Origin of the sequence: Streptomyces sp. NPDC088746, assembly GCF_044751065.1 — a bacterium.
In the GTDB taxonomy this organism is placed as follows: domain Bacteria; phylum Actinomycetota; class Actinomycetes; order Streptomycetales; family Streptomycetaceae; genus Streptomyces.
Genome location: NZ_JBIVLA010000009.1, coordinates 200721 through 220638, shown reverse-complemented (window position 1 = coordinate 220638; position 19918 = coordinate 200721). Strand labels below are relative to the sequence as shown.

Annotated in this window: 17 protein-coding genes and 1 pseudogene; 8 read left to right on the top strand and 10 right to left on the bottom strand. The window is 71.2% G+C overall.

The annotated features are described in order from the left end of the window. The first annotated feature begins 121 nt into the window (after positions 1-121). On the top strand, positions 122-1513 hold the full coding sequence (locus ACIP63_RS32510; RefSeq protein ID WP_401522955.1) for a uracil-xanthine permease family protein: 1392 nt from the start codon (positions 122-124) through the stop codon (positions 1511-1513). A 205-nt stretch (positions 1514-1718) separates the two neighbouring features. On the opposite strand, the gene ACIP63_RS32505 is transcribed toward ACIP63_RS32510, so the two are convergent. Further along, positions 1719-1955, bottom strand: coding sequence for a hypothetical protein (locus tag ACIP63_RS32505; protein WP_401522952.1), 237 nt, complete (start codon positions 1953-1955; stop codon positions 1719-1721). A 186-nt stretch (positions 1956-2141) separates the two neighbouring features. Between ACIP63_RS32505 and ACIP63_RS32500 the strand changes: the two genes are divergently transcribed. Both ACIP63_RS32500 and ACIP63_RS32495 read left to right on the top strand, forming a co-directional pair. After that, complete coding sequence (locus ACIP63_RS32500; RefSeq protein ID WP_401522949.1) at positions 2142-4406, top strand: penicillin acylase family protein; 2265 nt, start codon at positions 2142-2144, stop codon at positions 4404-4406. Between the two features lie 221 nt (positions 4407-4627). Next, the gene (locus ACIP63_RS32495) at positions 4628-5338 is read left to right on the top strand and encodes a DUF5995 family protein (protein WP_401522946.1); all 711 of its coding nucleotides are present in this window, start codon (positions 4628-4630) and stop codon (positions 5336-5338) included. Positions 5339-5353: 15 nt separating this feature from the next. Here ACIP63_RS32495 and ACIP63_RS32490 read toward each other — a convergent pair whose 3' ends face one another. The 5 genes from ACIP63_RS32490 to ACIP63_RS32470 all read right to left on the bottom strand — a co-directional run bounded on the left by ACIP63_RS32490 (position 5354) and on the right by ACIP63_RS32470 (position 11842). Further along, positions 5354-7045 carry a flavin monoamine oxidase family protein gene (locus tag ACIP63_RS32490; RefSeq protein ID WP_401522943.1) on the bottom strand — a complete coding sequence of 564 codons (1692 nt, stop codon included), beginning with the start codon at positions 7043-7045 and terminating at the stop codon, positions 5354-5356. A 48-nt stretch (positions 7046-7093) separates the two neighbouring features. Then, a complete protein-coding gene (locus tag ACIP63_RS32485) occupies positions 7094-7891 on the bottom strand; it encodes a carbon-nitrogen hydrolase family protein (protein WP_401522940.1) in 798 nt (265 codons plus the stop codon). 233 nt (positions 7892-8124) lie between these two features. Beyond that, positions 8125-8583 (bottom strand): Lrp/AsnC family transcriptional regulator, encoded by a 459-nt coding sequence (locus ACIP63_RS32480; protein WP_104790440.1) that lies wholly within the window; start codon positions 8581-8583, stop codon positions 8125-8127. Positions 8584-8701: 118 nt separating this feature from the next. Continuing rightward, positions 8702-10162: an aldehyde dehydrogenase family protein gene (locus ACIP63_RS32475; RefSeq protein WP_401522937.1), complete on the bottom strand. Its 1461-nt coding sequence runs from the start codon at positions 10160-10162 to the stop codon at positions 8702-8704. Between the two features lie 213 nt (positions 10163-10375). Beyond that, complete coding sequence (locus tag ACIP63_RS32470) at positions 10376-11842, bottom strand: GuaB1 family IMP dehydrogenase-related protein (RefSeq protein WP_401522935.1); 1467 nt, start codon at positions 11840-11842, stop codon at positions 10376-10378. A gap of 293 nt (positions 11843-12135) precedes the next feature. Between ACIP63_RS32470 and ACIP63_RS32465 the strand changes: the two genes are divergently transcribed. Next, positions 12136-13188, top strand: coding sequence for a terpene cyclase (locus ACIP63_RS32465; protein ID WP_401522933.1), 1053 nt, complete (start codon positions 12136-12138; stop codon positions 13186-13188). A gap of 58 nt (positions 13189-13246) precedes the next feature. Here the strand turns inward: ACIP63_RS32465 and ACIP63_RS32460 are convergent, their stop codons facing one another. Further along, the gene (locus ACIP63_RS32460; protein WP_362929676.1) at positions 13247-14233 is read right to left on the bottom strand and encodes a sugar-binding domain-containing protein; all 987 of its coding nucleotides are present in this window, start codon (positions 14231-14233) and stop codon (positions 13247-13249) included. 138 nt (positions 14234-14371) lie between these two features. Further along, the gene (rpe, locus tag ACIP63_RS32455; protein WP_362929473.1) at positions 14372-15055 is read right to left on the bottom strand and encodes a ribulose-phosphate 3-epimerase; all 684 of its coding nucleotides are present in this window, start codon (positions 15053-15055) and stop codon (positions 14372-14374) included. Between the two features lie 168 nt (positions 15056-15223). On the opposite strand from rpe, the gene ACIP63_RS32450 reads away from it, so the two are divergent. The 3 genes and pseudogenes from ACIP63_RS32450 to ACIP63_RS32440 all read left to right on the top strand — a co-directional run bounded on the left by ACIP63_RS32450 (position 15224) and on the right by ACIP63_RS32440 (position 16637). Beyond that, complete coding sequence (locus ACIP63_RS32450; protein WP_401523167.1) at positions 15224-15295, top strand: putative leader peptide; 72 nt, start codon at positions 15224-15226, stop codon at positions 15293-15295. 165 nt (positions 15296-15460) lie between these two features. Next, positions 15461-15640: pseudogene (locus tag ACIP63_RS32445) on the top strand (ABC transporter ATP-binding protein); the annotation flags it as partial. A gap of 61 nt (positions 15641-15701) precedes the next feature. Further along, the gene (locus ACIP63_RS32440) at positions 15702-16637 is read left to right on the top strand and encodes a TauD/TfdA dioxygenase family protein (RefSeq protein ID WP_401522930.1); all 936 of its coding nucleotides are present in this window, start codon (positions 15702-15704) and stop codon (positions 16635-16637) included. Between the two features lie 31 nt (positions 16638-16668). On the opposite strand, the gene ACIP63_RS32435 is transcribed toward ACIP63_RS32440, so the two are convergent. Both ACIP63_RS32435 and fmt read right to left on the bottom strand, forming a co-directional pair. Next, the gene (locus ACIP63_RS32435) at positions 16669-18102 is read right to left on the bottom strand and encodes an RsmB/NOP family class I SAM-dependent RNA methyltransferase (protein WP_401522927.1); all 1434 of its coding nucleotides are present in this window, start codon (positions 18100-18102) and stop codon (positions 16669-16671) included. Positions 18103-18180: 78 nt separating this feature from the next. After that, positions 18181-19113 carry a methionyl-tRNA formyltransferase gene (gene fmt, locus ACIP63_RS32430; protein WP_401522925.1) on the bottom strand — a complete coding sequence of 311 codons (933 nt, stop codon included), beginning with the start codon at positions 19111-19113 and terminating at the stop codon, positions 18181-18183. 259 nt (positions 19114-19372) lie between these two features. Here fmt and ACIP63_RS32425 point away from each other — a divergent pair, with 259 nt between their 5' ends. After that, on the top strand, positions 19373-19885 hold the full coding sequence (locus tag ACIP63_RS32425; protein ID WP_401522922.1) for a hypothetical protein: 513 nt from the start codon (positions 19373-19375) through the stop codon (positions 19883-19885). Positions 19886-19918 lie beyond the last annotated feature (33 nt).

Below are 19918 nucleotides of genomic sequence, written 5' to 3'. Positions count from 1 at the left end.
GCGGTGGGGCCGAGCGCGGGGCCGCGCCGCCTCGGCACTAACATGGCTCTGATTCTTTTCCGCGGGTGGACCCCCAGGGCGCACCGCACACAGCACCGCACACACCAATCAGGGAGCGACCATGGGCCTCGGCGTGCGCTGGACCTTGCACGGCGACGGAAAGACGCCCGCGCCGGGCGCCGTGGTGCGCCCCGACGAGCGGCTCTCCTGGCCCCGTACGTTCGGGCTCGGCGCCCAGCACGTGGTGGCCATGTTCGGCGCGTCCTTCGTGGCGCCCGTCCTGATGGGCCTCGACCCGAACCTCGCCATCATGATGTCCGGCGTCGCCACCGCCATCTTCCTGCTGGCGACGAAGGGCAGGGTTCCCAGCTACCTGGGGTGCTCGCTCTCCTTCGTAGGCGTGGCAGCCACGATCCGGGCCAGTGGCGGCACCAGCGCCACCGTCACCGGTGCGGTCCTGGTGGTCGGCGCCGTGCTGTTCCTGGTGGGGCTCGTGGTGCAGCGGTTCGGCGCACGGATCATCCACGCGGCGATGCCTCCGGTGGTGACCGGCGCCGTCGTGATGCTGATCGGCTTCAACCTGGCACCCGTCACCGCGTCGACGTACTGGCCGCAGGACCAGTGGACGGCCCTGCTGGTGATGCTGTTCACCGGGCTGGCCGTGGTCTGCCTGCGCGGGTTCTTCTCGCGTATCGCGATCTTCCTGGGGCTCGTCTTCGGCTATGTCCTGTCCTGGGTGCTCGACCTGGTCTTCGGGAAGATCCACTCCCCGGCCGGCGGCGCGGAGGCCGTCGACCACTGGCGGCTGGACCTGTCGGCCGTGGCAGACGCGAACTGGATCGGGCTGCCGTCCTTCCACGCGCCGAGCTTCGAGTGGTCCGCGATCCTGGTCGCGCTGCCGGTCGTCATCGCCCTGATCGCCGAGAACGCCGGGCACGTGAAGGCCGTCGGCGAGATGACCGGCGACTCCCTCGACGACAAGCTGGGCACCGCGATCGCCGCGGACGGCGCCGCCTCGATGCTGTCCACGGCCGTGGGCGGTCCGCCCAACACCACGTACTCCGAGAACATCGGCGTGATGGCGGCGACCCGGGTCTACTCCACCGCGGCCTACTGGGCGGCGGCCTTCTTCGCGCTGCTGTTCGGCCTCTGCCCCAAGTTCGGCGCGGTCGTCGCCGCGATCCCCGGCGGGGTGCTCGGCGGCATCACCGTGATCCTGTACGGCATGATCGGCCTGCTGGGCGCCCAGATCTGGCTGAACGCCAAGGTCGACCTGCGGAACCCCCTCAACCTCGTACCGGCCGCCGCGGGCATCATCATCGGCGTCGGCGGGGTCAGCCTGAAGATCACCGACAACTTCGAGCTGAGTGGCATCGCGCTCGGCACGCTCGTCGTCATCACCGGCTACCACGCGCTGCGGGCGTTCGCCCCGGCGCACCTGAAGACGCAGGAGCCCCTGCTGGACTCGGGCACGTCCCAGTACGACGAGGAGCCCCCGGCCGGTAAGGACTGACGGGTCCGTACCACCGGGGGCCGAGATCCCCGGCGGTACCACCGCTCAGGCCGCGGCCGGTCCGCCGCATGGTGACGGTGCTGCAATCGATCAGGCAGGGAGAGCCTTCCGGCAACGGCGCTGCGAGCGGGCATCGCGGCGTCTTCGGCGTCGGAGGTGGGTTCACGGCTCCCGGGGATGGGCAGCGCGGCCGGTCGACGGCTTCTCAGGGGTTCCTGGGCGGGTCGCGCCGGCGGGTCGGCGCCTGACCCTGACGACCCTGGCGATCACGATCAGGGTGCACAGTGATGACCGCCACGAGGCCCAGGATCGCGGCCGCCGCCACGATTCGGCCGAACAGCCGCGCGCTGTTCGGCAGTGCGATGTCGCGGTGCCGCAGGCCACGCGGTTTCAGTCGTTCGCCCAGGCGGGAAGGTGCCATCAGACGGGCCAGGAGCAGCACGGCGATCGGATGCTCGTCGAAATTTTCCCCGTGCGGACACGGGGAGGCCGGAGCCCCCTGTCCTCTTTCTGTTGCTCGGGCCGTGGCGGGGATCTTGTCAATGCGTCAGGTCACGGATAGGACTGACCGCGTGGATGATCACCAAAATCCACGCATCCTGCCGCGACAGCCGATGGGGAGCATTCGATGAGCGACGCGCAGAGCACAGGGCAGACCCCGGGACAGCACGAAGGATTGAGCCGACGGCGCGTCCTGGGCGGTGCCGCCGGGCTGGCCGTCGTCGCGGCGGGGCTGCCGGCCGGCAGTGCGCTCGCGGCGTCGGACACGGCGTCGGACGTGGCCCGCCGGCGACGACACGCCGCTCGCGTGACGATCACCCGCGACGACTGGGGTGTCCCGCACGTGGTCGGCGAGAGTGACGCCGACGCGGTGTTCGGGATGATGTACAGCCAGGCCGAGGACGACTTCAACCGGGTCGAGACCAATTACCTGACAGCCCTCGGCCGGCTCGCCGAGGCCGAGGGCGAGAGCGCGATATGGCAGGACCTGCGCCAGCGGCTCTATCTCGACCACGAGGAGCTGAAGAAGGACTACGCCAGGTCCCCCACCTGGCTGCGCACCTTGATGCAGGCCTGGGCGGACGGCCTCAACCACTACCTCGCCACCCACCCCGACGTACGCCCACGCGTACTCGACCGCTTCGAGCCGTGGATGCCGCTGAGCTTCTCGGAGGGCAGCATCGGCGGCGACATCGAGTCGATCCCGCTCAGCCGGCTCGAAGCCTTCTACGCCGGGCGCGACGTGCCGATGACCGACGACGAGACCGGCCTGACGTTCCGCGAGCCGACCGGATCGAACGGCATGGCCATCGCGCCGAGCCACACCCGCGACGGCCACGCCCTGCTCCTCATCAACCCCCACACCAGCTTCTTCTTCCGCGCCGAGCAGCATGTGACGAGCAAGCAGGGGCTCGACGTCTACGGGGCCGCCACCTGGGGCCAGTTCTTCATCTACCAGGGCTTCAACGCCGACACCGGCTGGATGCACACGACGGCCGGGGTCGACAACATCGACAACTTCGCCGAGACGATCGTGAGCCGGCCGGACGGGCAGGACGGGGAGTACTTCTACCGTTACGGCGACGAGTTGCGCCCCGTCACCACGAGGACGGTCACGCTGTCCTGCCGCACCGAGGACGGCGGCCTGGAGGAGCGGAGCTTCACCACCTTCGCCACCCACCACGGCCCTGTCGTACGCGAGGAGGACGGCAAGTGGATCGCGTGCGCACTGATGAACAAGCCCGTCGACGCGCTCAAGCAGAGCTTCCTGCGCACCACGACGAAGAACTACGAGGAGTACATCCGGGTCGCTGAACTCAAGGCGAACAGCTCCAACAACACCCTCTTCGCTGATTCCAGGGGCGACATCGCCTTTCTGATGCCGCAGTTCATGCCGAAGCGCGACGACCGCTTCGACTACCTCAAGAACGTCGACGGCAGCGACCCCGCCACCGACTGGAACGGACTGCACAGCCTGGCGAGCATGCCGCAGGCCGTGAATCCCAGGAACGGCTGGGCCTTCAACACCAACAACTGGCCCTGGACCGCCGCCGGTGAGGAGAGCCCCGACGCCGCCGACTACCCGCGCTACTTCGACAAGGCCGGCGAGAATCCGCGTGGGCCTCAGGCGATTCGGGTCCTCACCGCGCGCAAGGACTTCACCCCACGGACGCTGATCGAGGCCGCCTTCGACCCGTACCTCACGGCCTTCGCCCGGCTGCTCCCCGGCCTCGTCGCCGCGTGGGATGGGCTTCCCCGTGGCAGCGTGCGGAGGAAGCGGCTCTCCGGCCCGATCGCCCTGCTGCGCCACTGGGACTGTCGCTGGTCGGCACGGTCGACGGCCATGTCGGTGGCCGTGTTCTGGGGCGAGGACCTGTGGGCGATGACCGCGCAGGCGGCCGCGGACGCCGGACTCTCGGGGTGGGACTACATGGCCGACCGCGCCACCGACGCCGAGCGCATCGAGGCACTCGGCACGGCGGTGGCACGGCTGGAGCGGGACTTCGGCAGCCGGTACGTGGAGTGGGGCGAGATCAACCGCTACCAGCGCAACGACGGCGCGATCGTCCAGGAGTTCGACGACGACAAGCCGAGCGTTCCGGTCCCCTTCGCCTCCTCGCGCTGGGGTTCGCTCGCGTCGTTCGGTGCGAAGGCCTACCCGGGTACGAAGCGCTACTACGGCACCAGCGGCAACTCCTTCGTCGCGGTGGTGGAGTTCGGGCCGCGGCTGCGCGCCTGGGCGGTCACGGCGGGCGGCGTGAGCGGTCACCCCGGCTCCCCGCACTTCGACGACCAGGTCGAACGCTATGCGAGCGGCGACCTGCGGCGTGTCTACTTCTACCCCGACGAGCTGGAGGGGCACGTGGAGCGGAGGTACCGGCCCGGCGAGTGAGAGCCCGCCGGCCGGCACGGCCCGGTGGGGCCCCGGGCCGGGGTGGCCGTCACGCAGGCCTAGGGCGAGGCGGACGGGGTGGGCGCCTCACCTCGGTCCTGCCCTCCGCGCGTACACCCGGCGCCCCCGGTCCCCTCCCCCGGCGCCCGGTGTTCGTCCGTTCCGATGAAGTCTCCGGCCCGTCGGCGCCGTGGCGAGCCCATGGCTGGGACGCTGCCCGCATGGACCGGATCGAGCAGTTCGCAATCCCGGCCGGCGCGGCCGGCGCGGTGACCGATGTCGGCGCGGTGATCGAGCGGATGCGTGCGTTCCGCTCCGACTGGCCGCCCGAGGACGGTGTGGCGGTCTTCAACCAGGTCTATCTGACGGTCACCGAGGCGGTCGGCCGGCACATCGCGGACGGCGCGTTCACGGACCAGGAGGCCGTGTCCGCACTGGACGTGCGGTTCGCCGAGCACTATCTGGCGGCGGTCGACACAGCCGTCTCGGGCGACCGTCCGCCCGAGTGCTGGCGCCCGCTGTTCCAGTACCGCCGCCATCCGGGCGTACGTCCGCTGCAGTTCGCGCTCGCCGGTATCAACGCGCACATCGGGCACGACCTCGCACTGGCCGTCGTGGACACCTGCCGTACGCTCGACTGCTCCCCGCCGGACCTCAAGGAGGAGTTCGACCGGGTGGGCGATCTCCTCGTGCTGCTGGAGGAGCAGATCCGCGAGGATCTGATGCCCGGCCCCGATCTGCTGCAGGTCGCCGATCCCCTCATCCACCTGGCCGGGGCCTGGAGTCTGGAGCGGGCCCGCGAGGCGTCCTGGTCGGCGGCAAGGATGCTGTGGCAGCTGCGTGGAGTGCCGCCTCTGGCCGAGGAGTTCAGGGCGCGGATGGATGCCGGAGCCGGCCTGGTGGGGCGCTTCCTGCTCACTCCGTGCCGCTGAGGCGGCGGGACCGCCTCAGCCCTCCGGGAGCTCGACCGGCGCGATCTCGTCGAAGACGTCGCCCGGCCCCGGGTTCGCCGGGTCGGTGGCGCCGCCGAACTGAGCCATCACGCCCCATACGGCGTTCAGCGCGGTCTGTACGGCGCCCTCGGCCCAGCCCGCGGTCCACGAGATGTCGTCGCCCGCGAGGAACAGGCCGCGCTTGTCGGCGGGCAGCCGGTCCTGCATGAAGTGGGTGAAGAGGCGGCGCTGGTAGCGGTAGTGGCCGGGCAGGTTCGCCTTGAACGCGCCCATGAAGTACGGCTCGTTCTCCCAGGAGACGGTGACCGGGTTGCCGATGACGTGCTTGCGGATGTCGACGCCCGGATATATCTCGCCGAGCGACTTGAGCATGACGTCCATGCGCTCGTTCGGGGAGAGCGGCAGCCATTTCAGGCTGTCGTCGCACCACGTGTAGGAGAGACAGATGACGGCCGGCTTGTCGGGCCCGTCGTCCAGGAGGTACGTCCCCCGGGTCATCCGGTCCGTGAGCGTCATGGACATCGTGTCCCGGCCGGTCGACGCGTCCTTGTCGAGCCAGAACGGCCGGTCGACGGGCACGAACAGCTTGGACGACTCCATGTAGTGGGTGCGCTCCATCGCCGTCCAGTGGTCGATCGGGAAGAGCGCGTCGTCGCAGGCGATCTTGGAGAGCAGCAGCCAGGACTGTCCGGTGAAGACCGCCGCCCGGTAGGTGCGGATGTCACCGGTGGCGTCGGTGACCGTGATCCGGTTGCCCGCGGTGCGGTCGAGCCGCGTCACGGCCGGGCGCGGTTCCCCGTCGTGCAGGGAGGACAGCGACGTGCCGGACGGCCAGTGCACGGTCTTCTGCGGTTCCCGCTCCCAGAGGCGCAGCGGCAGCTGCTGGCTGCCGCCGACGATCCCCCGGTGGTGGTCGTCGGCCTCGGTGTAGACGACGCGGAGGATCTCCAGGATCGAGTTGGGGAAGTCGGTGTCCCAGCCGCCGGTGCCGAAGCCGACCTGCCCGAAGATCTCGCGGTGCCGGAAGGAGGCGAAGGCCTCGGAGCCGCAGAGGAAACCGTAGAAGGTCTGGTCGTCGAGCTTCTCGACGAGCTCCGCCCAGATCTCCCGGATGCGCGGTACGTCGCGCTCGCGCATCGCGCGGTTCATGTCGGAGAAGTCCGCGCCCTCCTCCAGGCAGGAGTTCCAGGCGTCCATCACCTCGCGGTACACCTGGGGCAGGTCGTCGATGGTGCGCGCGTAGTGGGACTCGCCCTTGAGGTCGACGACGGTCGAGGGGGTCGCCGGGGAGAGCGGGTTGGGGAACGGCTCGGTCTCCAGCCCCACCAGGTCGATGTAGTGCTGGAGCGCCGTGGACGAGGGCGGGAAGCGCATGGCGCCCATCTCGGCGGTCAGCGAGGGGTCGCACCCGTCGAAGCCGACGGTGCGCAGCCGGCCGCCGATGCGGTCCGCCTCGTAGACGACGGGCTTCAGCCCCATCTTCATGAGTTCGTACGCGGTGATGATGCCGGAGAGCCCCCCGCCGATGACGGCGACCTCGGTGCCGTGCTCGGTGGCCGGTATCTGGCCGATGCCCGCGGGGTGGGCGAGGAAGTCGTCGTAGGCGTACGGGAAGTCCGGTCCGAACATCGTGATCGGCGGCTGCGCGTCGGTGTGCTGGACTGCGTTGGGCACCGTGGACGTCATGGGGTACGGACTCCTTGCGGGGGGGAAGCGCGGAACGGGGGCGGGTGCTCAGACCAGGGAGCCGTACAGGCCCGGCCGCCGGTCCTCGATGTACGGGTTGGCGGCGCGGGACCCGGCGAGCAGTCCGGGGTCGGCCTCACCGACGAGGAGTTCCTCGTCGCGGCCGGCGCGGACGCGGACCGTGCCGTCGGGGCCGGCCAGGCAGCTCAGTCCGGTGAAGTCGAACTCTCCCTCGCTGCCCGCCCTGTTGACGTACGCGATGTAGAGCTGGCTCTCGAAGGCGCGCACCGGCACGACGGATTCGGCGACGAACGTGAAGGGGTGCATCAGCGCGGTCGGGACCAGCAGCAGCTCGGTCCCGGCCAGGGCGTGCGCGCGCACGTTCTCCGGGAACTCGACGTCGTAGCAGATCAGCAGCCCTACCCGTACGCCGTCCAGCTCGGCCTGCACCACCGGCTGCTCGCCGGGGGTGAACCACTTTTCCTCGAAGCCGCCGTAGAGGTGGGTCTTGCGGTAGTTGGCGAGCGGCGCGCCGTCCGGGCCGATGAGCTGTGCCGCGTTGAAGACCGCCTCGCCCGAACGCTCCGGGTACCCGTAGTGGACGGCGAGGCCGTGGCGTACGCAGATGCCGGCGACGGCTCGCGCGGAGGGTCCGTCCGCGGGTTCGGCCAGCTCGGGGACGGCGTCACCGATGGCGTATCCGGTGAGGAACAGCTCCGGGCAGACCAGCAGCCGGGCACCCGCGGCGGCGGCCCGTGCGGCGGCCTCGTCGAGCGCCGCGAGGTTGTCGTCCACGGAGCCGGCTCGTCCGGAGCTCTGGAGCAGGGCGGTACGCAACGGCGGCATGGCTGACCTCGGGCGGGGCGGGCGGGGTGGGGGTACGTATTGAAGGTACGGCGCGGGGATCACGGCCGACAAGGCGCGTTTGTTGCGCGTGTACCGTCGATCCGTTGCGCGGAAAGCATCCGATGCGGTGATGTGTTGCGTGGGGGCGTCCTCGCAGGCCGGACGAGTGATCTCGGTCTCCCCCGCACCCGCCCGCAGGCCTGGGGCCCGGCTCCCGCGACGCCCGTACGAGGTCAGGCCGGCGGGCCTGAGGAGGAGTACCGCCGCAGCAGCGGCGAGAGCACGAGGACCGACTTGGTCCGCTCGACGTAGGGCTCGCCCGCGATCCGCTCCAGCACCTGCTCGAAGTGGCGCATGTCGGCGGCGAAGACCTGCACGACCGCGTCGGCGTCGCCCGTCACCGTGGACGCGGACGCGATCTCCGGATAGGCGGAGAGGCCACGCTTGATCGCCTCGGGGGCTGTGTTGCGGCTGCAGTAGATCTCGATGAACCCCTCGGTCTCCCAGCCGAGCGCCGCCGGGTCGACGCGCACGGTGAAGCCCGTGATGGCCCCTTCGGCGCGCAGCCGGTCCACGCGGCGCTTCACCGCGGGTGCTGAGAGGCCGATGAGGGCGCCGATGTCCGCGTAGGAGCGGCGGGCGTCCTCGGCGAGGGCGTGGACGATGCGTTCGTCGAGGTCGTTCAGGCGCACTTCGGGTGGATCACTTCTCTGCGGCGGAAGGTTTCGGGGACGGCCGGGGTCTTCGGCCGCCCCCGAAGTAGACCACGCGCGCCCCGCCAGGGGTGCGCTCACCGCGGGGAACCGCCGGTCAGAAGGGGAATTCCGAGCGGCCGTGCTGGACCGAGATCCACTTCTGCGTGGTGAACGCCTCGAGCATGGACTCGCCGTTCAGCCGCCCGAGGCCGGAGTTCTTCTCCCCGCCGAAGGGGACGATGGGCTCGTCGTGGACGGTGCCGTCGTTGATGTGGATCATGCCGGTGCGGATCCGCTGCCCCACCCGTACGCCGCGCTCGATGTTGCCGGTGTGGACCGCGCCGCTCAGCCCGTACGGGGTGTCGTTGGCGATCCGTACGGCCTCGTCCTCCCCGTCGAAGGGGACGAGCAGGGCCACCGGGCCGAATATCTCCTGCTGCAGGACGGGGGAATCGGCGGCGAGGCCGGTCAGGACGGACGGGCTCACCACATTGCCCTCGGTCCGGCCGTGCAGCAGTGCCGTGGCGCCCGCCGCCACGGTCTCGTCGACGAGCCTGGACACGGCGTCGGCCTGCGAGGAGCTGATCAGCGGGCCGATGTGGGTCGCGGGGTCGGCCGGGTCGCCGACGCGGAGGGAGGCGACCTTGGCGACGAACTTCTCGGTGAACTCCTGCTCCACCGAGCGGTCCACCAGGATGCGGTTGGCCGCCATGCAGACCTGGCCCTGGTGGACGTAACGGCTGAAGACGGCCGCGTCCACGGCGTAGTCCACATCGGCGTCGTCCAGGACGATCAGCGCGCTGTTGCCGCCGAGTTCGAGCACCGCGCGCTTGAGGTTGGCCGCGCAGACCGTGGCGACGTGGCGGCCGATCCTGTCCGAGCCGGTGAAGGAGATGACCTGCGGGACGGGGTGCTCCAGCAGGGCGTCGCCGATCTCGGCGATGTCGGTGACCACGACGTTCAGCAGTCCGGCGGGCAGCCCCGCCTCCTCGAACACCTTGGCGATCAGTGTGCCGCCGCAGACCGGGGTGTTCTGGTGCGGCTTGAGGACCACGGCGTTGCCGAGGGCCAGCGCGGGCGCGACCGACTTGAGCGACAGCAGGAAGGGGAAGTTGAAGGGGCTGATGACACCCACGACTCCGACCGGCAGCCGGTAGACGCGGTTCTCCTTGCCCTCGGTCGGCGAGGGGAGTATCTGTCCGGTGGACCGCAGCGCGAGCTGGACCGCCTCGCGCAGGAACTCCTTGGCCAGATGCAGCTCGAAGCCCGCCTTCAGCCGGGTGCCCCCGAGCTCCGCGACGATCGCCTCGCTGATCTCGGCCTCGCGCTCCTCGACGACCCGCAGCGCCTTCTCCAGCACCGCCCGCCGGGCGTAGGGGTTGGTCTCGGCCCACTCCGGCTGGGCCCGCTCGGCGGCGCGGTAGGCCTGGTCGACCTCGCCGGCCGTCGCGACGGTGACCGAGGCGAGCTTCTCCCCGCTGTACGGGTTGAAGTCGATGATGTCCCAGGACCCCTTCCCCGGCCTCCACTCGCCGTCGATGTACTGCTGGGCCAGGTCGGTGAAGAAGGAGCTCATGGAATCCCTTTACCGCAGAGGGGCGGGCAGCTGATTGCGGCTCATATTACTTATGCTTCAACCAAGTTGGAGGGGAGACGGGAGTGCTCTCCTGAGGGAGCAGTCGGGACCTCGGCGTACGTGCGAGAAGTGCCGTACATGCGAGAAGTGCCCCTCCCCGCGCGTACGGCGGGAAGGGGCACTCGTGCGACAGGACCGCCGAGGCGGCCGGGATCAGCTCCAGCTGGCGTGGAGCGGCTTGCCCTCCGCGTAGCCCGCGGCGCTCTGCACACCCACGATCGCCTTCTCGGCGAACTCCTCGAGCGAGGACGCCCCCGCGTAGGTGCAGGACGAACGGACACCCGCGATGATCGAGTCGATCAGGTCCTCCACACCGGGGCGGGTGGGGTCGAGGAACATCCGCGAGGTGGAGATGCCCTCCTCGAACAGTCCCTTGCGGGCCCGGTCGTAGGCGGACTCCTCCGAGGTGCGGTTCCTGACCGCGCGCGCCGAGGCCATCCCGAACGACTCCTTGTAGTACCGCCCGTCGGCGGACTGCTGGAGGTCGCCGGGCGACTCGTACGTCCCGGCGAACCAGGAACCGATCATCACGTTGGACGCGCCGGCGGCCAGAGCCATCGCCACGTCGCGCGGGTGCCGGACGCCTCCGTCGGCCCAGACGTGCTTGCCGTGCTTCTTCGCCTCGGCGGCGCACTCCAGCACGGCGGAGAACTGCGGCCGGCCGACGCCGGTCATCATGCGGGTGGTGCACATCGCGCCGGGGCCCACACCGACCTTGATGATGTCGGCACCGGCCTCGATCAGGTCACGCACGCCCTCGGCGGCCACGACGTTGCCCGCGACGATCGGCACGGCCGGGTCGAGCGCCCGGACCGCGGCGACCGCGCTGATCATGGATTCCTGGTGGCCGTGGGCGGTGTCCACGACGAGGGTGTCGACACCGGCGTCCAGGAGCTGCTTGGCCTTGCCCGCCACGTCGCCGTTGATGCCGACGGCCGCCGCGATCCGCAGCTTGCCGTCCGCGTCCGTCGCGGGGGTGTAGAGCGTCGCGCGCAGCGCGGCCTTGCGGGTGAGGATGCCGACGAGCCGGCCGTCCGCGTCGACCGCCGGAGCGAGCTTGCGGTTGGCGCCGTCGAGCTTGTTGAAGGCCTCGCGCGGATCGATGTCCGCGTCGAGCACCACCAGGTCCCTGGACATGACCTCGGAGAGCTGGGTGAAGCGGTCCACGCCGGTCAGGTCGTGGTCGGTGACGACTCCGACCGGACGGTTCTCGGCGTCGACGACGACGCCGGCTCCGTGGGCCCGCTTGTGCAGGAGGGACAGCGCGTCGGCGACGGTCTGGCCGGGGGCCAGCACGATGGGTGTGTCGAGCACGAGGTGGCGCTTCTTGACCCAGCCGATGACCTCGGTGACGACCTCGATCGGGATGTCCTGCGGGATCACGACCAGACCACCGCGACGGGCGATGGTTTCGGCCATCCGGCGGCCCGCGATGGCGGTCATGTTCGCGACGACGAGCGGGATGGTGGTGCCACTGCCGTCCGGCGACGAGAGGTCCACCGCCTGCCGGGAACCGACCGCGGAGCGGCCGGGGACCATGAAGACATCGTCGTACGTGAGGTCGTAGGGGACCGAGGGAGAGGTCGTGTAGCGACCGGTTCCGGGCTCAAGAAAACGCATAACACCCATTTTTTCATACGAAACGGTGCAGGTCGTTTCCACGAAGACACAGCAATGGACCCCCGCGTTCGTCAGTTCCTCCAAGGAGGAGGCCCGGGGGCCGGGCAAGTGGAACCTGCCTTACCCATGGACCCTACCCGAACGGGATTCGCACCTTCGTGATCACTATCCCTGGACCGGGTGACGAGGGGTCAGGTAGCTTCAAATCCGCAGGTCCATGCGGTAAGCGCGACGCCGCTCACGAACCCGGAAAACCTGTCACGCGTTTGGCCGGAGAGGATGGGGATCCGCCTGTGGAGAGCGAACTGCCCGACATCTACTGCCCGTTCCCTCAGCGGAGCAATCCGCACGTGGCACACACCCGTGAGCACCTCGACGCCTGGACCCGGCGCACCGGTCTGGTGCACCGGGAATCGGCCAGGAAGCGCTTCGAGCAGGCCGACTTCGGCGCCTTCGTGGGCATGGTCCACCCGACGGCCGACAGCGAGCACCTCGACCTGGTCGCCGACTGGTTCGTCTGGCTCTTCCTCGTCGACGACCAGCTGGACGACGGGCACCTGGGCCGCAGCCCCGACCGCGTACGCGACGTGGTGGAGCGGATGCGCGCCGTGATCGAGGGCGGGGCTTCCGGGCCCCTGCCGGACGAGGAGGCCCCCGCCGCGCTCGTCGCCCTGGCCGACCTGTGGGAACGTACGATCCCGAGAGCCGCCCCGCACTGGCGCGCCCGCTTCACCTGGCACCTCATGACGTATCTGACGACCGCCACCACCTGGGAGGCGGGGAACCGCGCCGACGGGGTCGTGCCGTCCGAGGCGACGTACATCGCCAAGCGCCGGCACACCGGGGCCATCCATGTGTGCATGGACCTGATAGAGATCGTGGCCGGCATCGGGGCGCCCGAGTCGGTCCACAACGACGCCCGGTTCATCACGGCGCTCGAAGCCGCCTGCAACGTCGTGTGCTGGGCGAACGACGTCTACTCCTACGAGAAGGAGCAGGTGCTGGGCGAGATCCACAATCTCGTCCATCTGGTCCGGCACCACCGCGGCTACGGTGAGCGCCAGGCGCTGGAGCACGTGTGCGCGGAGATCGCCGACGAGACGAGACGCTTCCTCGACGCGGAGGCGGAGCTGCTGGGCCTGTACCCGGAGCTGGCGGGCCTGCTCGTGCCGTATCTCGACGGGATGCGGAGCTGGATGCGCGGAAACCTGGACTGGTCACGGCAGACCCCCCGCTACAACCCGGCGGACGTCAGCCAGTACGCGGAGCCCGGGGCCTATCTGGAGGAGTCCGTGCTCGGCGTGAGCCCGGACCACGCGCGGCTGGGCGCGGGCGGCAACGGCTGAAGCCGGACATGGCGGAGGCCGGGCACCGTGTGGTGCCCGGCCTCCGCCATGTCCTCGGTCAGTCGTCGGGGTCGGCCCGCTCCAGCGCCGGGCGCTGACCCGCGGCGAACTCCGTCAGGAGGTAGTCGGCCGCGGCGGTGTCCGTGACGAGACTGGTGACCAGCCCCGAGCGCAGCACCGCGCCGATCGCCGCCGCCTTCCGCTGTCCTCCGGCGATGGCCACCACCTCGGGGATCCGGCGCAGCCGGTCGGCCTCCACGGTGATACACCGCTCGCCGAGGTCCCGGCCGACCCGGCGCCCGTTCGCGTCGAAGAGGTGGGCGGACATCTCCGCCGCCACACCGAGCGAGGCGTAGTGGGCCCGCTCCTCGTCCGAGAGCATGTCGTGGACGGTGGAGATGCCCGGCTCCCAGGAACCGATGGAGACCGCCGCGACCGTCACCTTGTCGAAGTACTCGAAGGCGCGGGCGATACCCGTCTGGTGGCGCAGCGCGGCCGCCGTCGCCGGATCGGGCAGCAGCATCGGGGCGTAGATCGGGTGCGCCTCGCCGCCGGAGACCTGCGCGGCGCGGCGGACCGCCTCGACCGAGCCGCGCTCGGCCGTACCCGCGTCGTAGACACCGGTCAGCTGCACGACCGTGCACGGGGGAAGCCGGTCGAGGGCCGCCGCCATGTGGATGGTGGAGCGGCCCCAGGCGAGGCCCAGCACATCGCCCTCGTTCACCAGCTCGCCGAGCAGCTCGGCCGCCACCTCACCCAGATTCTCCGGGTCGGCGGCGTCGTCCTGCTCCTCCGCGGGAGACTCGACCACGACGGCGTGCCGCAGGCCGTAGCGGGCCCGGAGCGCGTCGGAGCGTTCCGCGTCCAGCTCCGCCGGTACCCGGATCTCGATCCGTACGAGATCACGCTCGAGGGCTGTCTCCAGGACCCGGGCCACCTTGAAGCGGCTGACGCCGAACTCCTCGGCGATCTGGATCTTCGACTTTCCCTCGAGATAGAACCGGCGGGCCATGGCCGCCGCCTGCACCAGCTCCGCGGGTCCCATCCGCATGGCTGACCGACCCGCCGAGATGCCAGACACCGCGATCTCCTCACTGCTGTTCACACGCTGATACGCCGTTCATCCTGTCAGATGCGGCGATCCCTGGTCAGACCCGTCGGGCCGCGTTCATCCGAGGTTGGTTCAGTGGCCGCATGCCCAGGGCGCGGAAGCCGTGACCGTGTCCGCCTGCGCGCGCAGCGCCCGCACCGCCTCGGCCGGGTCCTCGGCCCCGTACACCGCCGAGCCGGCGACGAACACGTCCGCGCCGGCCTCTGCGCACCGCTCGATGGTGGTGGCCGAGACCCCGCCGTCGACCTGGAGCCACAGCTCCAGGCCGTGCTTGGAGATCAGCTCACGCGTACGGCGGATCTTCGGCAGCATGATGTCCAGGAACGCCTGGCCTCCGAAGCCGGGCTCCACCGTCATGATCAGCAGCATGTCGAGCTCGGGGAGCAGGTCCTCGTACGGCTCGATGGGGGTCGCCGGCTTGAGCGCCATGGAGGCGCGGGCGCCCTTGGCCCTGATCTCCCGGGCCAGCCTCACGGGCGCCGCCGCGGCCTCCGCGTGGAAGGTGACCGAGCCCGCACCCGCCTCGACGTACTGCGGAGCCCACCGGTCCGCGTTCTCGATCATCAGATGGCAGTCCAGCGGGGTGTCCGTCGCCTTGCTCAGCGCCTCCACGATGGGCACGCCGAGGGTCAGGTTGGGCACGAAATGGTTGTCCATGACATCTACATGGAGCCAGTCGGCGCCTTCCACGGCCTTCGCCTCCTCGGCGAGACGGGCGAAGTCGGCGGACAGGATGCTGGGGTTGATCTGGGCCATGTACCCAAGCCTGCCATGCCCGGCGACACTTCCCCGCCTCGGTGCGCCTCAAAGCCTCACGGGATCATCACGGTTCGCGCATTCGCGGCTTTTCGGCGTACCCGAGGGCCCGGCGAACCCGGCGGACAGCCCCTGGTGCACGCCATGCGGCTGTGTTAGAAAATCCCCGTGATCAGCGACCAGTTCCTGACGGAGCGCCTCAGCATCGATCTCTGCCGTGTGACCAGCTGCTCCTGTTGAGCCTGGCCCGGCAGCGCCGAGCGCTTCCAGGACTGTGCGGCGTCGTCCGCCCGCCCCTCAAGTGAGCCGGATTCATCCCTCGGAACCCTGTCCGTGAGCCGGACCGGACGTCTCCGTCCGTGCACGGCGCACCGGCCCTTCGGTCCCCTCCCCCGTCGCCGCGGGGCCGTCTTCCTCGGTACCCGAGTCGTCGTCGTGGGCGCCGGGCCGGGTACGGTCGCCCTGGACATCCCGATTCCCCTGCCCCGTACGGGAGATGACGACCCGGACGGACTGCGGGGGCTGCCCGAGTACGCCGCGCCGCGCGCCGGGATCGGAGCGGAGGTACGCGACGCGGCCCGCTGAACCGCCGGGGCGCCCGCCCCGGCAGGCGGCCCCGCACCACCCCACGCAGACAGGAGCCCCCATGTCCCTCACCACTTCCATCGGTCCGGTCCCCGCGCTGCGCACCTCCCGGCTGCCTCCGGACGGGCTCCACGAAGGGCCCCGCGAGCTGCGCAGGCTGGCGCCGGGGCAGCCCGACCGGCCCTACACGCTGTTCGACCTCGTTCCGCTCGGCGCGGTGATCGGGGCGGAGATCGGCGGTGTCGACCTGACCCGTCCGCTCACGCCCGCCGTACGGGCGGAGCTCGACCGGGCGCTGCTGGAGTGGAAGGTGCTCTTCTTCCGCGGACAGCACCCCAGCTCGGCCGAGCAGCGGGCCTTCGCCCGCAACTGGGGCGAGCTGGAGACCAATCCGCTGCTGGCGGCCGGCGACGACCCGGAGGTGGCGCGCTTCGACCGCTCGTCCGTGCCGAGCTTCGAGAACGTCTGGCACACCGATGTGACGTTCCGCGAGCGGCCCGCGCTCGGCGCGGTCCTCCACCTGCGCGAGGTGCCTCCGTACGGCGGAGACACGATGTGGGCCGACATGGCCGCCGCGTACGACAACCTTCCGCCGGAGGTGAAGGCCCGGCTGGAAGGGGCGAGGGCGGAGCACGACTTCGTGCCGGGATTCGCGCGGTTCACCCCCGAGGAGCGGCTGGTCCGCTTCCAGGACCGCTTCCCGCCGGTCGAACACCCCGTGGTGCGCACGCACCCCGCCACCGGGCGCCGGATGCTCTTCGTCAACACCTCGTTCACCACCCGGATCGTGGGCTGGGACCGGGAGGAGAGCGACCGGATGCTGCGGCTGCTGTTCCAGCAGGCGCACGTGCCCGAGTACCAGGTGCGCTTCACCTGGCGAGCGGGGGACGTCGCGTTCTGGGACAACCGGGCGACGCAGCACTACGCGGTGAACGACTACGCCCCGCACCGCAGGGTGGCCGAACGTGTCGCCGTCGCGGGCGACCGCCCCTGCTGACGTCCGGCGGCCGCGCGGGTACGCCCCCGGCTCAGCCCGTACGGCGCAGCAGCGCGAGGTACATCGCGTCGGTGCCGTGCAGGTGCGGCCACAGCTGGATGTCGGGCCCGTCGCCCAGGGCGGGGACTCCGGGCAGCAGCGGCCGCGCGTCGACCCACTCCGCCTCGAACGGTTCCCCGCCGCGCCCCTTGAGCACGTCCTCGACGACGACCCTGGTCTCCGCGAGGTGCGGTGAGCAGGTCGCGTAACCGACGACCCCGCCGACCCGTACGGCCTTCAGCGCCTCACGCAGCAGACCGCGCTGCAGGGGGGCGAAGCCCTCCAGGTCCTCCGCGCGGCGCCGCCAGCGGGACTCCGGACGCCTGCGCAGCGCGCCGAGGCCGGAGCAGGGGACGTCCATGAGGACCCGGTCGAAGGAGCCGGGCCGCCACGGCGGCCGGGTGCCGTCGGCGGTGATCACCTGGTACGGCCCGGGGTTGCCGGCCAGTGAGCGCTCGACGAGCCGGGCGCGGTGCGGCTGCTTCTCGGCGGCGAGGAGGGTGGCGCCGCGTCCGGCGGCGAGCGCGGCCAGCAGCGCGGCCTTGCCGCCCGGTCCGGCGCAGCCGTCCAGCCACCGGGTGTCGTCGCCCTCGACGGGGGCGTTGGCCAGGGCGGCGGCGACGAGCTGGCTGCCCTCGTCCTGCACACCGGCGCTGCCGTCCCGTACGGCGGCCAGGGCGCCGGGCTCGCCGCCCTCGGCCATCCGCACGGCGTACGGCGACCAGCGGCCGGGGAGACCGCTCTCCTCGCCGAGGGCGTCCAGCAGCTCCTCGGTGGTGGAGCGGCCGGGACGGGCGGCCAGGGTCACCTCGGGCCGCTCGTTGTCGGCCTCCAGCAGGTCCTCGATCCCGGCGCGGCCGCCGCCCAGGGCGTCCCAGAGGGCGGAGACGATCCACCGGGGATGCGAGTGGACGACGGAGAGGTGTTCCTCGGCGTCCTCGTCGTACGCGGGCGCGACGCGCTCCACCCACCCGTCGAGGTCGTGCGCGGAGACCTTGCGCAGCACGGCGTTGACGAACTTGGCGCGGCCCTCGCCCAGCACCACCCGCGCCAGCTCCACACTGGCGGAGACGGCCGCGTGGGTGGGGATGCGGGTGCCGAGCAGCTGGTGGACGCCCATGTTGAGCACATCGAGCACGGGCGGGTCGACCTCGCGCAGCGGCCGGTCGATGCAGGCGGCGACGATCGCGTCGTAGGTGCCCTGCCGGCGCAGCGTCCCGTAGACCAGCTCGGTCGCCAGCGCCGCGTCCCGGCCCTCGAAGTCGCCCTTGGCGCGCGCCTTCTTCAGCAGCGGGGGGAGGACGAGGTTGGCGTAGGCGTCGCGCTCGTCGACGGCCCTGAGGACCTCGAAGGCGAGGAACCGGACCGGGTCCTTCTTGGGACGCCGGTGCGGTGTGGAAGGACGGCGACGCTGCTGGTCGTTCACGTGAAAGGTGCTCCGCTGAGGGTGAGGGGACGAACCCGTCCAGCGTACGTCGCCGGGCCCGCCCCCTGCCCCGGGGCCTCAGAGCCCCAGGAGCTCCCCGTGGGCGATGCGCACGCCGCGGGCCCAGTCGGCGGCCCGCATCGGCTTCTTGCCCTGCGGCTGGACCCAGAGGAGCTCCACGGCGTGCGAGCCGGTGCCCACGTACACGTTGTTCTTGCCCGCGGAGAGCTCGCCGGGGGCGAGATCGGTACGGTCCAGGACGGGCGCCGCCTGGACCAGCTTGAGGCGCTCCCCGCGGAAGAGGGTCCATGCCCCCGGCGCGGGGGTGCAGCCGCGCACGACACGGTCGACCCTGAGCGCTGGGGCGGACCACCGCACCTGGGCGTCCTCGACGGTGATCTTGGGTGCGAGGGTGACGCCCTCGGCGGGCTGCGGGACGGCGTGCAGGGTGCCGTCCTCGATGCCGTCCATGGTCGCCGCCAGCAGCCCCGCGCCTGCGAAGGCCAGCCGGGTGAGCAGGTCTCCACTGGTGTCGGTGGGCCGGACCTCCTCGGTCAGGACGCCGTAGACCGGTCCGGAGTCCAGCCCCTCCTCGATCAGGAAGGTCGACGCGCCGGTGACCTCGTCGCCGGCCATCACCGAGTGCTGCACGGGGGCGGCCCCGCGCCAGGCGGGCAGCAGCGAGAAGTGCAGGTTGACCCAGCCCCTGGCCGGCACGTCGAGCGCGCTCTTGGGCAGCAGCGCGCCGTACGCGACGACGGGGCAGCAGTCCGGTGCGATCTCCCGCAGCCGCGCCAGGAAGTCCTCGTCGCGCGGCCTGGCGGGCTTGAGCACCTCGATGCCCGCTTCCTCGGCGCGTTCCGCGACGGGGCTGGCGACCAGCCGGCGGCCCCGCCCGGCCGGAGCGTCGGGGCGGGTCACCACGGCGGCCACCTCGTGGCGGTCGGAGGCGATCAGGGCGTCCAGGGCGGGGACGGCGACCTCGGGGGTGCCTGCGAAGACGAGCTTCATGGGTGGCGGACTGCCTCTCGGGCCGGAACGTACGTGGCGAGCAGCACACCAGTCTAGGGGGTCACCCCGTGGTCCCGCCCGGCCTCCCCGGGCCGTACGGCGGGGGGCGTACGCAGGTCCGCGCGCCCCGCGCATATGCACATACGCCCCTATTGCGTGACCACATGGCCGGGTGACGCGTTGGTCAAGTGAGATTGACCGAAGTGGGCCGCCGCCGCGCGGCCCGATCCCTTTCAACGCCGGTTCGAGAGGCTTGTTCATGGCCGACCACGCAACCCACGACGCCCAAGCGCGTGCCAGTCTGCACCTGTTGGTGCGGGACATCGAGCGGGTCCGGCGGCAGGTGGACGCGCTGCGTACCCTCACTGCGCAGCTGGGCAACGTCTACCGTCCGCGCCGCTCCGGCCCGTCCGCGGGCTTCGTCGTCTACGGCCGGGCGCCGGCCCCGACGGTCCGGCTCGCCCAGGAACTGCGGGACAGCGTCGAGACGCTGGTCACCGCGGCGGTGGACTTCGACCGCTCGCTGGGTTTCTCGTGGGACGCGGTGGGTTCCGCCCTCGGGGTCACGAAGCAGGCGGTGCACCGGCGTTACGGCGCACGCCGCGCGACCCCGCAGCCCGGGTCGGCGGAGGCCGCCTCCGAGAACGCGACCCGTGCGGTGCCCGCGACGCCGGGCTCCTCCTCCGTGCTGCCGACCGTGCCCCCGGCCCGCTCCATGCCGCCGCAGCCGTCGGACCGCCCCGGCGCCTTCCCCGGACCGCGCAACGGCTGACGGACGGCTCAGAAGGTGGGCGGCACCTCCGCC